The organism is Massilia sp. CFBP9026 (assembly GCF_034045165.1).
GTDB lineage: Bacteria > Pseudomonadota > Gammaproteobacteria > Burkholderiales > Burkholderiaceae_D > Telluria > Telluria arenae.
Genome location: NZ_JAXCWH010000002.1, coordinates 545,972 through 559,860, shown reverse-complemented (window position 1 = coordinate 559,860; position 13,889 = coordinate 545,972). Strand labels below are relative to the sequence as shown.

The 13,889-nt window shown below is 65.5% G+C and carries 12 protein-coding genes; 8 read left to right on the top strand and 4 right to left on the bottom strand.

All coding sequences use genetic code 11. The features are described 5' to 3' along the window. Positions 1 to 24 precede the first annotated feature (24 nt). Genes SOM28_RS06750 through SOM28_RS06740 form a run of 3 tightly spaced genes read left to right on the top strand, consistent with a single transcriptional unit; the run spans position 25 to position 2,982 of the window. On the top strand, positions 25 to 1,137 hold the full coding sequence (locus SOM28_RS06750) for a Re/Si-specific NAD(P)(+) transhydrogenase subunit alpha (protein ID WP_320467644.1): 1,113 nt from the start codon (positions 25 to 27) through the stop codon (positions 1,135 to 1,137). Positions 1,138 to 1,177: 40 nt separating this feature from the next. Further along, positions 1,178 to 1,528 carry an NAD(P) transhydrogenase subunit alpha part 2 gene (locus tag SOM28_RS06745; RefSeq protein ID WP_320467643.1) on the top strand — a complete coding sequence of 117 codons (351 nt, stop codon included), beginning with the start codon at positions 1,178 to 1,180 and terminating at the stop codon, positions 1,526 to 1,528. After that, positions 1,525 to 2,982: an NAD(P)(+) transhydrogenase (Re/Si-specific) subunit beta gene (locus SOM28_RS06740; RefSeq protein ID WP_320467642.1), complete on the top strand. Its 1,458-nt coding sequence runs from the start codon at positions 1,525 to 1,527 to the stop codon at positions 2,980 to 2,982. The genes SOM28_RS06745 and SOM28_RS06740 overlap by 4 nt, the downstream gene beginning before the upstream one ends. Positions 2,983 to 3,342: 360 nt before the next feature. On the opposite strand, the gene SOM28_RS06735 is transcribed toward SOM28_RS06740, so the two are convergent. Genes SOM28_RS06735 through SOM28_RS06720 form a run of 4 tightly spaced genes read right to left on the bottom strand, consistent with a single transcriptional unit; the run spans position 3,343 to position 7,620 of the window. Then, positions 3,343 to 4,491 carry an FAD-dependent monooxygenase gene (locus tag SOM28_RS06735; RefSeq protein WP_320467641.1) on the bottom strand — a complete coding sequence of 383 codons (1,149 nt, stop codon included), beginning with the start codon at positions 4,489 to 4,491 and terminating at the stop codon, positions 3,343 to 3,345. Continuing rightward, positions 4,488 to 5,834, bottom strand: a complete 1,347-nt coding sequence (gene pepP, locus SOM28_RS06730; protein ID WP_320467640.1) for a Xaa-Pro aminopeptidase — start codon at positions 5,832 to 5,834, stop codon at positions 4,488 to 4,490. The genes SOM28_RS06735 and pepP overlap by 4 nt, the downstream gene beginning before the upstream one ends. After that, positions 5,831 to 6,553, bottom strand: coding sequence for an N-acetylmuramate alpha-1-phosphate uridylyltransferase MurU (gene murU, locus SOM28_RS06725; protein WP_320467639.1), 723 nt, complete (start codon positions 6,551 to 6,553; stop codon positions 5,831 to 5,833). The genes pepP and murU overlap by 4 nt, the downstream gene beginning before the upstream one ends. Before the next feature lie 8 nt (positions 6,554 to 6,561). Beyond that, a complete protein-coding gene (locus tag SOM28_RS06720) occupies positions 6,562 to 7,620 on the bottom strand; it encodes an aminoglycoside phosphotransferase family protein (RefSeq protein WP_123071729.1) in 1,059 nt (352 codons plus the stop codon). A 114-nt stretch (positions 7,621 to 7,734) separates the two neighbouring features. Here SOM28_RS06720 and SOM28_RS06715 point away from each other — a divergent pair, with 114 nt between their 5' ends. The 5 genes from SOM28_RS06715 (at position 7,735) to SOM28_RS06695 (ending at position 13,733) form a co-directional block, all read left to right on the top strand. Next, the gene (locus SOM28_RS06715) at positions 7,735 to 9,993 is read left to right on the top strand and encodes an LPS-assembly protein LptD (RefSeq protein WP_320467638.1); all 2,259 of its coding nucleotides are present in this window, start codon (positions 7,735 to 7,737) and stop codon (positions 9,991 to 9,993) included. Positions 9,994 to 10,064: 71 nt separating this feature from the next. After that, on the top strand, positions 10,065 to 11,435 hold the full coding sequence (locus SOM28_RS06710) for a peptidylprolyl isomerase (protein WP_320467637.1): 1,371 nt from the start codon (positions 10,065 to 10,067) through the stop codon (positions 11,433 to 11,435). Between the two features lie 4 nt (positions 11,436 to 11,439). Continuing rightward, on the top strand, positions 11,440 to 12,534 hold the full coding sequence (pdxA, locus tag SOM28_RS06705; protein WP_320467636.1) for a 4-hydroxythreonine-4-phosphate dehydrogenase PdxA: 1,095 nt from the start codon (positions 11,440 to 11,442) through the stop codon (positions 12,532 to 12,534). A gap of 10 nt (positions 12,535 to 12,544) precedes the next feature. Further along, positions 12,545 to 13,318, top strand: coding sequence for a 16S rRNA (adenine(1518)-N(6)/adenine(1519)-N(6))-dimethyltransferase RsmA (gene rsmA, locus SOM28_RS06700; RefSeq protein ID WP_320467635.1), 774 nt, complete (start codon positions 12,545 to 12,547; stop codon positions 13,316 to 13,318). 247 nt (positions 13,319 to 13,565) lie between these two features. Continuing rightward, the gene (locus tag SOM28_RS06695; RefSeq protein WP_005664814.1) at positions 13,566 to 13,733 is read left to right on the top strand and encodes a hypothetical protein; all 168 of its coding nucleotides are present in this window, start codon (positions 13,566 to 13,568) and stop codon (positions 13,731 to 13,733) included. The last annotated feature ends 156 nt before the right edge of the window (positions 13,734 to 13,889 follow it).

Here is a 13,889-nt window from a genome sequence, read left to right as displayed (position 1 = left end):
AGTATTCCAACGTACGGAGGTGTCATGAGGATAGGCATACCGGCCGAGACAAGGCCGGGCGAGACGCGTGTTGCAGCAACACCCGAAACCGTCAAAAAACTGGCCGCCAAACACCAGGTCCTGGTGCAGTCCGGCGCCGGCCTGCATGCCGCGGCGCCCGACAGCGCCTATGAAGCGGCAGGCGCCAGCATCGTCGATGCCGCCGCCGCTTTCGGCGCCGACATGGTCCTCAAGGTGCGCAGCCCGGACGCCGCCGAACGAGGCCTGATGCGGCGCGAGGCGGTGCTGGTCGGCATGCTCGATCCCTTCGACGCCGATAATCTGTCCGCGCTGGCCGCGAGCGGCGTCACCGCCTTCGCACTGGAAGCGGCGCCGCGCATCACGCGCGCACAGTCGCTCGACGTACTCTCTTCGCAGGCCAATATCGCCGGTTACAAGGCCATCCTCCTGGCCGCCAATACCTATGGACGCTTCATGCCGATGCTGATGACGGCGGCCGGCACGGTCAAGGCGGCGCGCGTGCTGATCATGGGCGTGGGCGTGGCCGGGCTGCAGGCGATCGCCACCGCCAAGCGCCTGGGCGCCGTGATCGAAGCGTCCGACGTGCGTCCGCCGGTGAAGGAACAGGTGGAGTCGCTCGGCGCCAAATTCATCGACGTGCCGTATGTGACCGACGAGGAGCGCGAGATCGCCCAGGGCAGCGGCGGCTATGCGCGGCCGATGCCGGCCGACTGGATGCGGCGCCAGGGAGAACTGGTGCACGAGCGCGCGAAACTGGCCGACATCGTCGTCACCACCGCCCTGATCCCGGGCCGCAAGGCGCCCATCCTGATCGGCGAAGAGACGGTGCGCGCGATGAAGCCGGGCTCGGTGATCGTCGACATGGCCATCGCCCAGGGCGGCAACTGCCCGCTGACGGAGCTGGGAAAAACAGTGATCAGGCACGGGGTGCACATCATCGGCGAGCCGAACCTGGCTGCGCTGGTGCCGGCCGATGCGTCGGCCCTGTATGCGCGCAACGTGCTGGACTTCCTCAAGCTCGTGATCGACAAGGACGACCGTTTCTTCATCGACCGCGAGGACGAGATCGTGACCGCGACGCTGGTGTGCGCCGGTGGAGAAGTGCTGCGCAAATAGATTGCTTCAGGCAGGACCAGAACTAGACAGGAGACTAGGCATGGACATCAGCCACACCATCATCAACCTGATCATCTTCGTGCTGGCGATCTACGTCGGCTACCACGTGGTCTGGACCGTCACCCCCGCGCTGCACACGCCCCTGATGGCGGTCACCAATGCCATCTCGGCGATCGTGATCGTCGGCGCCATGCTGGCCGCCGGCCTGACCGAAGGCCTGACCGGGCGCGTGGCCGGCACGGTGGCGGTGGCGCTGGCGGCGGTGAACGTGTTCGGCGGCTTCCTGGTTACCCAGCGCATGCTGGAGATGTTCAAGAAGAAGGAGCCGAAAGCCGTGAAGGCGGCGGTCGAAGAGAAGATCGAGGACAAGATCGAGGAGAAGCAGGCATGAACGCCATCAGCATGAACCTCGTCACCCTGTTCTACCTGGTCGCTTCGGTGTGCTTCATCCAGGCGCTCAAGGGCTTGTCCTCGCCCTCGACCGCGCGCATCGGCAACGCCTTCGGCATGGCCGGCATGGGGATCGCCGTGGTGACCACGGTGGCGCTGATGCTCAAGCTGCAGGACAGCCTGGGGCAGGGCGGTGGCTCGGGCTTCGGCCTGGTGGTGCTGGGCGTCGTGGTCGGCGGCGCGATCGGGGCGTACGCCGCGAAGAAGGTCGAGATGACCAAGATGCCCGAGCTGGTGGCGGCGATGCACTCGCTGATCGGCCTGGCGGCGGTGTGCATCGCGATCGCCGCCGTGTCGGAACCCTGGGCCTTCAATATCGCCACCCGCGATGGCGCACTCCCGTTCGGCAACCGGCTGGAGCTGTTCATCGGCACCTTCGTCGGCGCGGTGACCTTCTCGGGTTCGGTGATCGCCTTCGGCAAGCTGTCGGGCAAATACAAATTCCGCCTGTTCCAGGGCGCGCCGGTGCGCTTCGGCGGGCAGCACATCCTGAACCTGGTGCTGGCGATCGCGATCGTCGTGCTGGGCCTGATGTTCTGCTTCGCCGACGGCGTGGCGCCGGCCTGGACACCTTTCGTTGTGATGGCGGCGCTGGCCTTCGTGCTGGGCGTGTTGATCATCATCCCGATCGGCGGCGCCGACATGCCGGTGGTGGTGTCGATGCTGAACTCCTATTCCGGCTGGGCGGCGGCCGGCATCGGCTTCTCGCTCAACAACTCGATGCTGATCATCGCCGGCTCGTTGGTCGGCTCGAGCGGCGCGATCCTCTCGTACATCATGTGCAAGGCGATGAACCGCTCCTTCTTCAACGTGATCCTGGGCGGCTTCGGCGGCGAGGCCGTCGCCGACGACGGCGGCGTCAAGGAGCAGCGCCCGGTGAAATCGGGCTCCGCCGAAGACGCCGCCTTCATCTTGCAGAACGCCGAATCGGTGATCATCGTCCCCGGCTACGGCCTGGCGGTGGCGCGCGCCCAGCACACGGTGAAGGAGCTGGTCGACAAGCTGACGGAGCACGGCGTGACGGTGCGCTACGCGATCCACCCGGTAGCCGGCCGCATGCCTGGCCACATGAACGTGTTGCTGGCCGAAGCCGAAGTCCCCTACGACCAGGTGGCCGAGATGGAAGACATCAACGGCGACTTCGGCCAGACCGACGTGGTCCTGATCCTGGGCGCCAACGACGTGGTGAACCCGGCCGCGAAGGACCCCAAATCCCCGATCGCCGGCATGCCGATCCTGGAGGCCTACCGCGCGAAAAGCATCATCGTCAACAAACGCTCGATGGCCTCCGGCTACGCCGGCCTCGACAACGACCTGTTCTACCAGCCCAATACGATGATGGTCTTCGGCGACGCCAAAAAGGTCATCGAATCGATGGTCAAAGCCGTCGAATAATCAATAGCCCAACAATTAGGGTCAGAGTAGATTTATTGGCCAATTGCCCGGCAGATAACTAGGGTCGGAGTCGAATTAACGGCTCAGCCGTAAAAGTTGTCAAACAATTCGACTCTGACCCTAATTATTTTGATGGTATTTCTCTGCTTGAGGCTGGCTGTTTTGGCGTGCTCGTCCAGTTTTCTTATGATTAATTGCCCCTTTTATAAGAAAAAGGGCTGATTTGACCGCCAAATTAATTAGGGTCAGAGTCGAATTATTGGCCAATTGCCCGGCAGATAACTAGGGTCAGAGTCGAATTAACAGCTCAGCCGTAAAAGTTGTCAAACAATTCGACTCTGACCCTAATTAGCGAGGGGGTTAGCGGCGGCCGAACATCATCAGGTCGGCCAGCAGCGTGCGCGCCGGTCGGGCCAGGTCGAGGGCGGCGAGGCCCAGGCCCAGCAACGGTTGCAGCGGCTTGCTGGCGGTGAAGGCGCGGGCCATGGTGTCGGTCAGGCTGATCGTCAGCTTGCGGTCTTGCGCGCGTTCTTCCAGGAAGCGGCCGAGCGCGGCCGACGTGGCGCCGCGCGCCAGCTGGCGCGCCAGGACGGCGGCGTCGCGCAGGCCCAGGTTCAGGCCCTGGCCGGCGACCGGGTGCAGCGTCTGCGCGGCATTGCCGATGGCGACCGTGCGCGCGGTGGCGCGCGCTTCGGCGTTCAGGCCGAGGGGGAAGGCGACCCGTGGCGACACCTTCGTGAAGGTGCCGAGGCGGGTGCCGAAGGCGTCGCCGAGTTGGTGCAGGAATCGGGTGTCGTCCAGGTCGAGAATTCCTCCGGCGCGCTCGGGGCGCACGCACCACACCAGCGCATACTGGTGGCCGTCGGGACCGTCTTCCGGCAGCAGGGCCAGCGGGCCTTCGTCGGTGAAGCGCTCAAAGGCGCGATGCGCGATCGGCGCGTCGCTCGTCACGCGCGCGATCACGGCGGTCTGTTCGTAGTCGCGGCTTTTGGCGCGACCGTCTTGCTGACCGAAGATGCCGCCTTCGGCTTGCACCGCCACCTGCGCACGCAGCGTGCGGCCGTCGTCCAGCGCCAGCAGCGCGCCAGTGGGAGTTTCGTCCAGCGACTGCACGCGCGCCGGGCGCAGCACGGCGACGCCGGCCGCCTCGCAGCGCCGCGCCAGGGCGTCAACCACGGCGCCGTAGCGCGTGACGTAGCCCAGCGCCTCGACGTCGTGATCGCGGCGGTCCATCAGGCTGCGGCCCAGCTGGCCGCGGCGCGAGACGTGGATCTGGTGGATCGCCGTGGCCGGCAGCGGCCAGGCGCCGACTTCGTCCAGCAACTGCACGCTGCCCCAGGACAGCGCGATCGAACGCGGGTCCGAGATCGCCTGGCCCAGCGACTTGCCGTCGATCAGGGCGATGCGCTCACCCGGCACCCCGCGCCGCACCAGGAAGGCCGCCAGCGCCAGGCCCACCGGGCCGGCGCCGCAGATCGCCACGTCGAAGTCGAGGGTTTGTTCCGTCATCGTGTTTCCCGCATCAATGATTCGATATCCACCACTTCCTTCGGCGCGTCGGCGCTCAGGATACGGCAGCCGGTGTCGGTCACGACCACGTCGTCCTCGATCCGGATACCGATGTTCCAGAACCGCTCCGGCACGCCCTCGCCGGGCCGCACGTAGATGCCCGGCTCCACCGTCAGCGCCATCCCCGGCAGCAGGGGACGAGACGGTTTGTCGGGGGAGGCGACGTCGCGGTAGGCGCCGACGTCGTGCACGTCCATGCCCAGCCAGTGGCCGGTGCCATGCATGTAGAACTGCGCATAGGCGCGTGACGCGATCGCCTCGTCGAGCGAGCCCACCTTGCTCCGGTCCAGCAGGCCCAGGTCGAGCATGCCCTCGGTGAGCACGCGCAACGCCGCATCGTGGATCGCGCTGTACGGCCGGCCCGGCACGATGGCCGCAATCGCCGCGCCCTGCGCGCGCAGCACCAGTTCGTACAGGATGCGCTGGGCTTCGCTGAAGCGGCCATTGGCCGGATACGTGCGCGTGATGTCGCTGGCGTAGCCATCCAACTCGCAGCCGGCGTCGATCAGCACCAGGTCGCCGTCCTCGATGCGGCGGTTATTGGCGTTGTAGTGCAGCACGCAGGCTTGCGGGCCGGAGGCGACGATCGAGGGATAGGCCGGGAACTGCGCCCCGTTGCGGCGGAATTCGTGCAGCAGCTCGGCCTCGATCTCGTACTCGAACATGCCGGGCCGGGTGGCGCGCATCGCGCGCGCATGGGCCTGGGCCGAGATCGCGCCGGCGCGCGCCATCAGGGCGATTTCGTGCTCGTCCTTCAGGAGCCGCATCTCGTCCAGCATGGCCAGCAGGTGGTGCGTCGTCTGCGGCGCGGTGACGCCCGTGCGGCCGCGCGCGCGCACCGCCTTGAGCCAGCCGGCCACCCGGGCGTCGAGCGCCTCGCCGGAGCCGAGCGCGTAATACAGCGCCGGCGCATCGGCCAGGATGTCGGCCATGCGCGCGTCGAGTTCATCGATCGGATACGCCTCGTCGAAGCCGAACGCAGCGCGCGCCGCTTCGGGGCCAAAGCGAAAGCCTTCCCAGATCTCGCGCTCGACGTTCTTCTCGCGGCAGAACAGGATGGAACGCCCCGCATGCTCTGCCTGCGCCGCTACCAGCACCACGCAGCTCTCGGGTTCGGCGAACCCGGTCAAATAATAGAAATGGCTGTCGTGGCGGTAGGGATAGTCGCTGTCGCCGTTGCGCGGCACTTCGGGGGCGGTGCCCAGCACGGCAATTGCGCCCGGTTGCATCCGCCCCAGCAACTGCGCACGCCGGGCCGCATGCGCGGCGCAATGCGGCATCATGAAGCCGTCTTGGCCGCCCGCAGCGGCGCGTTCAGTTCTTCCAGCTGGCCCACGGTGCCGACGTTGACCCACTGGCCCTGGTAGATCTCGCCGCCGACGCGTCCCTGTTCGATGAACTTGCGCATCAGGGGCCCGAACTTGAGGAATTCGCCAGCCTTGATCCCGTCGAACATCTCGGCGCGGTAGACGCCGATGCCGGCGAAGTTCCACTTAGGTGGACCGTCGTTCTTGAGCGTGTACATGTCGAGCGCGAAGTCGCCGTGCGGGTTGTGCCACGGGTTCGGCGTCAGCCACAGCCAGGCGATGTCGCGCTTGTCGACCGGGTAGGGAACGCCGACCGCATCGATGTCCTTGAGCGCGTCGAGCGCCAGCGAGAAATCGAAGTAGGGCGCATAGATGTCGCCCGACACGGCCAGGAACGGCTCGTCGCCCAGCAGGTGCAGCGCATTGGCGATGCCGCCCGCGGTCTCGAGCGGCGTCGGCTCGTGCGAGTACACGATGCGCGCGCCGTAGCGGCTGCCGTCGCCCAGTTCTTCCTCGATCATGTGGCCGAGGTGGGAGTGGTTGATCACGATCTCGGTGATCCCGGCGCGCACCAGGTTCAGCACGTGCCAGGTGATCAGGGGCCGCCCGCGCACTTTCAACAAGGGCTTGGGGCAGCTGTCGGTCAGGGGCCGCATGCGCTCGCCGCGGCCGGCGGCGAAAATCATCGCTTTCATGCTGGACCTCAGAAGGTGTAGCCGACTTGCGGCGCCTTGTCTTCGAGCGCGTCGAGGAGGCGCAGCAGCGGCTTGAGTTCGGTGTAGCGGTTCGCGGTCTTGCGCACGTAGTCGATCACCGTCGGCAGGTCGCCCATGTAGTGCGACTTGTTGTCGCGGTAGTTCAGGCGGCAGAAGATGCCGAGGATCTTCAGGTGGCGCTGCATGGCCATGAACTCGAAGTCGCGGTAGAAGGCGTCGATGTCCGGGTTGACCGGCAGGCCGGCCTGCTTGGCGCTCTGCCAGTAGCGCACCACCCAGTCCAGCACGATCTCTTCGTCCCACTGGACGTAGGCGTCGCGCAGCAGCGACGCCAGGTCGTAGGTGACGGGGCCGTACACGGCGTCCTGGAAATCGAGCACGCCGGGGTTGCCGTGGTCGAGGAACATCAGGTTACGCGAATGGAAATCGCGGTGCATGAACACCTGCTGCTGCGCCAGCACGTTCGAGGCGATCGCCTCGAATACCTTGTCGAGTTGCGCCTGCTGCTTGTCGTCGAGCGTTACACCCAGGTGGCGGTTCAGGTACCACTCCGGGAAGATGTTCAGCTCGCGCAGGATGAAGGCGCGGTCGAACTCGGGCAGCACGCCGGGCTGGCTGGCCATCTGGAACTTGAGCAGGGCATCGACCGCGTCCGAATACATGAAGGCGGCATTGTCGCTATCGAGGCGCGCCAGGTAGGTGGTGGTGCCCAGGTCGCCCAGCAGCAGGAAGCCCTGTTCGACATTGCGCGCGGCGATCGCCGGCACGGTCACGCCGGCGTCGAACAGCAGGCCCTGCACGTGGATGAAGGCCGGCACGTTCTCGCGTTCCGGCGGCGCATCCATGGCGACCAGGGTCGCGCCCAGCTTGTCCTGCATGGCGGGAACGACGTCGTAGCGGAAGTAGCGGCGAAAGCTCGCATCGACGGAGGCAGGGCGGCCGGTTCCGACTTCCACCAGGCCGGTCGAGGCCAGCCAATCGTTCAGCTGCGCCAAACGCGCGTCGGCGCTGACAGAAGTGGAAGAGTTTTGATACAAAGATGACATGAAGCGGCCTGACGAATCCGGTTGGTTGAGCTAATTCCCATATAATAAGGGATTCATTCTAAAAAAACCGCCCTTTATGGTGCATGTCCGATTTTCCATGAGCTGCGATTTTCCATGAGCTGGTCGTCACGCCAACCTTTCCCTCCGCGGCAGGTCCTCGCGCTCTATGCACTGGTTACCGCAACCGCGGTCCCGGCATTCGCCCAGACTGCCCCCCCTGCGCCACAAGCTGAAGACGAACTTCCCGTCGTAATCCAGGCCGAGGAGATCGGCGGCCGTCCCGACCGGCGGCTGGACCTCGACCGCAACGTCGAGATCACGCGCGGCCAGAGCGGCATCACCGCCGATACCGCCTGCTACCTGCGGGTCGAGGACGAAGTCACGGCCACCGGCAACGTGAACATGTGGCGTTTCGGCGACCGCTACAAGGGCGACGAACTGCAGCTGAACCTCGAGACCGGCAAGGGCTACCTGCTCAACCCGACCTATTTCCTAGCCAGTACCAATGGCCAGGGCGAGGCCGACCGCATCGACTTTTTGGGCGAACAGCAGGCCATCGTGCGCAACGGCACGTACAGCACCTGCGAAGGCCCCGATCCCGACTGGTACATCAAGTCGAGCACCCTGCGCCTGGACAGCGGCCGCGACGTCGGCACCGCCGGCAAGACCATCATCTATTTCAAGGACGTGCCGATCCTGGGTACCCCGGCGATGTCGTTCTCGCTGTCGGGCCAGCGCCGCTCCGGCTGGCTGCCGCCCACGGTGGGCTTCGGCTCCCAGGGCAAGGCCGAGGTGATGGTGCCGTACTACGTCAACATCGCCCCCAACCGCGACCTGACGCTGTATCCGCGCATGATGTTCGACCGCGGCTTCCAGATGGGCGCCACCGGCCGCTACCTGGGCAGCACCTACCAGGGCGAGACCCATGTCGAGGTCTTGCCGGACGACCGCAAGACGGAGACCACGCGCTGGCGTGTCGACTCGCTGCACAGCCAGTCGATCAGGCCGAACTGGTCGTATGGCTGGAACCTGCATGGCGCTTCGGATGACGAATACCCGTCCGACTTCTCGCGCAACGTCTCGGCCAGCGCCGAGCGCCAGCTGCTGCGCGAGGTGCGCACCGATCTGCACGGCCAGTTCTGGAGCCTCTCCGCGCGCGCCCAGAACTACCAGGTGCTGCAGGATCCGGCCGCCGACACCGACCCGAACCTGAGGGTGCCGCGTCCCTACGACCGCCTGCCGCAGATTAACTTCCGCGCCGCGCGCTACGACGTGGCCGGCTTCGACTGGGCGATCGACGCCGAGGCGACCCGCTTCGACCACCCTACCGACATCGGCGGCAACCGCGCCGTGGTGCAGGGCCAGGTCAGCTATCCGATCGTGCGTCCGGGCTGGTTCGTTACGCCCAAGCTGATGTACAACGCGGCCAAGTACGATCTCGAAAAGCACGATAGCCGGCCCGGCAAGCCTACCAGTATCACGCGCACGATCCCGACCTTCTCGCTCGACAGCGGGCTGGTGTTCGAGCGCAAGGCCTCGCTGTTCGGCGGCGGCTCCACCCAGACCCTCGAGCCGCGCCTGTTCTACGTCTACACGCCGTACGAGAACCAGGACGACGTGCCGCTGTTCGACACCGGCCGCTCCGGTTTCAACTACGCCCAGCTGTTCTCCGAAAACCGCTACGTGGGCCTGGACCGGGTGTCCGACGCCAACCAGGTCACGGCCGCCTTGGTGTCGCGCTTCATCCAGGAAGATGGCTCCGAGCGCCTGCGGCTGGCCTTTGGCCAGCGCCAGTACCTCAAGCAGCCGCGCGTGGGCCTCTACCAGGGCGAACCGCCACACCAGAGCCGTTCCGACATGCTGCTGGCCGCCTCCGGCACCATTTCCGAGTCCTGGAGCTTCGATAGCGGCGTACAATACGATGCCAGCGGAAGCAGTTTGTACAGCTCGAATGTGGGTGTACAGTGGCGTCCGGGGCAGATGAAGGTGTTGAACGCCGAATACCGTTATCAGCGTGACAGCTTCCGCAACATCGACCTGTCGGCGCAGTGGCCGATCGGCCGCCGCTGGTATGGCGTGGGCCGGGTCAGCTATGCGCTGCGGTCGTACGGCGTGGGGTTGCCAGCCAATTCACCGGCTGGCGGGGGCAAGCTGATCGAAAGCCTGATCGGTCTCGAATACAAGGCCGATTGCTGGGTGTTCCGGATGGGCGCGCAGCGCTTCGTGACCGCGGCCCGAGAAACGTCGACGCCGATCTTCTTCCAGCTCGAGCTCAATGGCTTGTCGCGCCTGGGCCTGGGTAACCCGCTCGATTCGTTCAACAAGAGCGTCCCGGGCTATACGCGACTGAATACCGGAATTGGACGTCCATAAGCAAGCGTTCAGACTAGCCGTCCATAATTCGTCCATGATGTGTGAACTATCCTGAAATGAGTGCTCTCCAGATGATGCGTACTACCCGTTTGCAGTCCCTCCAGATGGCGGCAGCACTGCTGTGCGCGCTAACCGCCGGCCAGGCGCTGGCCCAGGCCGACACCGCGGCCGCCACCGGCGGCGGCTTCCTGCCGCCCGCCTCGGCCAATGCCAAGGTGGTCGATTCGATCCAGGTCGTCGTCAATGACGAAGTGATCACCCGCAACGAAGTCGCGGGCCGCGTGGTGCAGGTCGCCCAGAACATGAAGGCGCGTAACGCCCAGATGCCCGATCCGGCCACCATGGAGCGCCAGGTGCTCGAGGCGATGATCGTCGAACGCGCCCAGCTGCAGCTGGCGAAAGAGATGGGCGTCAAGGTCGACGACCGTACCCTGGACGCCACCATTGGCCGCATCGCCGAAAATCAAAAGTTGTCGGTGCAGGACATGCGCAACCAGATGGAAAAAGAGGGCATGCCGTTCGCCCAGTTCCGCGAAGACATCCGCAACGAGATCATGATGCAGCGCCTGCGCGAGCACGAGGTCGACAGCAAGATCCAGGTCTCGGAAGCCGAGATCGACACTTATATGGCGGCCGCCAAGGCGGCCGAGGCCGACCGCATCGAGGTCGACATCTCCCAGATCCTGGTGCGCGTGCCAGAGAACGCCTCGCCCGAGCAGATCGCTGCGCGCGCCGCGCGCGCCGAGGAAGTGATGCGCCAGCTGCGCACCGGCGCCGACTTCGCGCGCATGGCCTCGACCTATTCCGACGCCCCCGACGCGCTCAAGGGCGGCGAGATCGGCTGGCGCGACGCCGACCGCCTGCCGCCGATGTTCTCGACCGAGCTGCGCAAGCTCCAGGCGGGCCAGGTCACGCCGGTCCTCAAGACCAACGTCGGCTTCCACATCCTCAAGCTGGCCGGCAAGCGTCCGCTGGGCGGCGAGACCGAGAAGTCGGTGGTCGAGCAGACCCACGCGCGCCACATCCTGATCAAGGTCACCCCGACCATGACCGAAGGCGAGGTCAAGCGCAAGCTGCTCGAGCTGAAGGAAAAGATGGACAACAACGCCGGCACCTTCGAGGACCTGGCGCGCCTGCACTCGCAGGACGGTTCGGCCTCGAAAGGCGGCGACCTGGGCTGGCTGTATCCGGGCGACACCGTGCCGGAATTCGAGACCGCGATGAACGATCTGAAGCCGGGCCAGGTGTCGGACGTCATCCAGTCGCCGTTCGGCTTCCACCTGATCCAGGTCATTGGGCGCAAGAGCGAAGACGTGACCCAGCAGAAAGAGCGCAATGTGGCGCGCCAGGTCCTGCGCGACCGCAAGATGCAGGAAGCGATGGAAGACTGGATGCGCCAGGTGCGCGACCGCGCCTACGTCGAGTTCCGCGAGGAGCAGTAACACCATGGCTGCGCCACAGGCGCCCGGGCGCCCGTTGGCGCCGCAGTCGGCGGCATCGCGGCCAGTGTTGGCAATCACCGTCGGCGAGCCCGCCGGCATCGGTCCCGAGATTGCGATCCGCGCCGCCTGGGCCCTGCGCGAGCAGGCCAATTGCGTGCTGGTCGGCGATGCCGCCTTCCTGGCGCTCACCGCCAGCCTGATCGATCCCACTATCCGCCTGTCGGCGCTGTCGACCCAGGCCCTGCGCAATGGCGGCCTGCCGCATTTCGGCGTCGAACGCCTGGCGGTGGTCGACGTGCCGCTGGCCGCGCACGTGGTGCCGGGCCAGCTCGATCCCGACAATGGTCTTGCCGTGCTGGCCACGCTGGACCTGGCGATCGAAGGCTGTGGCTGCGGTTGGTTCGACGCCATCGTCACCGCGCCGCTGCAAAAAAGCACGATCAACGACGCCGGCATCGCGTTTTCGGGACACACCGAATACCTGGCCGAAAAGACCGGCACGCCCAAGGTGGTGATGATGCTGGCCGGCTCGCCTGGCGGCGACCAGCCCTACCTGCGCGTCGCCCTGGCCACGACCCATCTGCCCTTGAAGGACGTGCCGGGCGCGCTCACGCGCGACAACCTCACCCAGGTGCTGGACATCCTGCACGCCGACCTGCGCGATAAATTCGGCATCGCGGCGCCCGTGATCCTGGTCACCGGCCTGAATCCACACGCCGGCGAGAACGGTTACCTGGGCCGCGAAGAGATCGACGTCATCACGCCGGTGCTCATTGATGCGAAAAGCCGCGGCATCGATGCGCGCGGCCCATATCCAGCTGACACCCTGTTCCAGCCCAAATACCTGAAGGATGCCGACTGCGTGCTGGCGATGTACCACGACCAGGGTTTGCCGGTGCTCAAGCACGCGACCTTCGGACGCGGCATCAACGTCACCCTGGGCCTGCCCCTGATCCGCACCTCGGTCGACCACGGCACCGCCCTCGACCTGGCGGCCCAGGGCCTGGGCCTGGCCGATTGCGGCAGCATGGAAGAGGCGATCCGCGCCGCCATGCACATGGTGGCCGCGCGCCGCGCAGCCGCCACCACGAATAATTAAGAAAGCAAGCATGAAACACGTCGCACGCAAGCGCTTCGGCCAGAACTTCCTGACCGACAAGCAGGTCCTTACCGATATTATCGACGCCATCGGGCCGCAACGCGGCCAGGCTATGGTCGAGATCGGCCCGGGCCTGGCGGCGATGACGGCGCTGCTGCTCAAGTCGCTCGACCACATGCACGTCGTCGAGCTCGACCGTGACCTGGTTGCGCGCCTGGAAAAAGCCTATCCGCGCGAGCGCCTCACCGTGCATTCGGGCGACGCGCTCAAGTTCGACTTTGGGTCGATTCCGGTCCCGGAAGGGAAGAAGCTGCGCGTGGTCGGCAACCTGCCGTACAATATTTCCAGTCCGCTGCTATTCCACCTGGCCGAATTCACCGAGCTGGTCGAAGACCAGCATTTCATGTTGCAGAAGGAAGTGGTCGAGCGCATGGTGGCCGAGCCGGGCACCAAGGCCTACAGCCGCCTGTCGGTGATGTTGCAATGGCGCTACGACATGGCCATGCTGTTCATCGTCCCGCCGACCGCCTTCGATCCGCCGCCGCAAGTCGAGTCCGCCATCGTGCGCATGGTGCCTACCCGGCGCCGGCTGGCATGCGACGGCAAGCGCCTGGAAGCGGTGGTGGCCAAGGCCTTCTCGCAGCGGCGCAAGGTGATCCGCAACTGCGTGGCCGGCATGTTCACCGAGGCCCAGTTGGTCGAGGCCGGCATCGACCCGGGCGTGCGTCCGGAAGCGGTCAGCCTCGAACAGTACGTGGCGCTGGCCAATTTACCTCTGACTTGACCGTAGGGTGTACGGCTTCGCCGTACACGCGTTCAACACCATCTGCCCCTAGCGCCGCCCGCCGGCGCTTTTTTGCGTCCAAACCCGTCCTGCTGCGCCGCAACATACGGGTTATCACGTATTTTAGGTCGCCCGGTCGCCGATTTGCGCAGTCTGTCGCATGCCGCTGGAGGGCTGAGGGCCAATTTCTTATAGTGCTTACATGGACAGCCGATCCGGCGCCTCAACCGACCAACAGGAGCACATCATGAACGTCCTCAAGCACATGGAAGCCATCTTCATCGCCGCCGCCATCCTCGCCGGCTTCAGCAGCTACGCCGTCGCCGCCAATGCGCGATCAAGCGAGGCTTACCAGTCGCAGGTGTCGGTCGGCATGGAAAAGATCGCGGTGGTGAAGGTGAGCGCCGCCCGCTGATTGCCCTGGCGCCGCCTCGATGAATCCTGCGGGCAAAAAAAAGCCCGCTCTAGAAGAGCGGGCTGAAATCCAATTCTTTTCTGAGGAGAGTTGGAGGAGACAGGAGTTATTATGCTGCGCGACAGCATATAAATCCAATTTTCCTTTCAAATACTC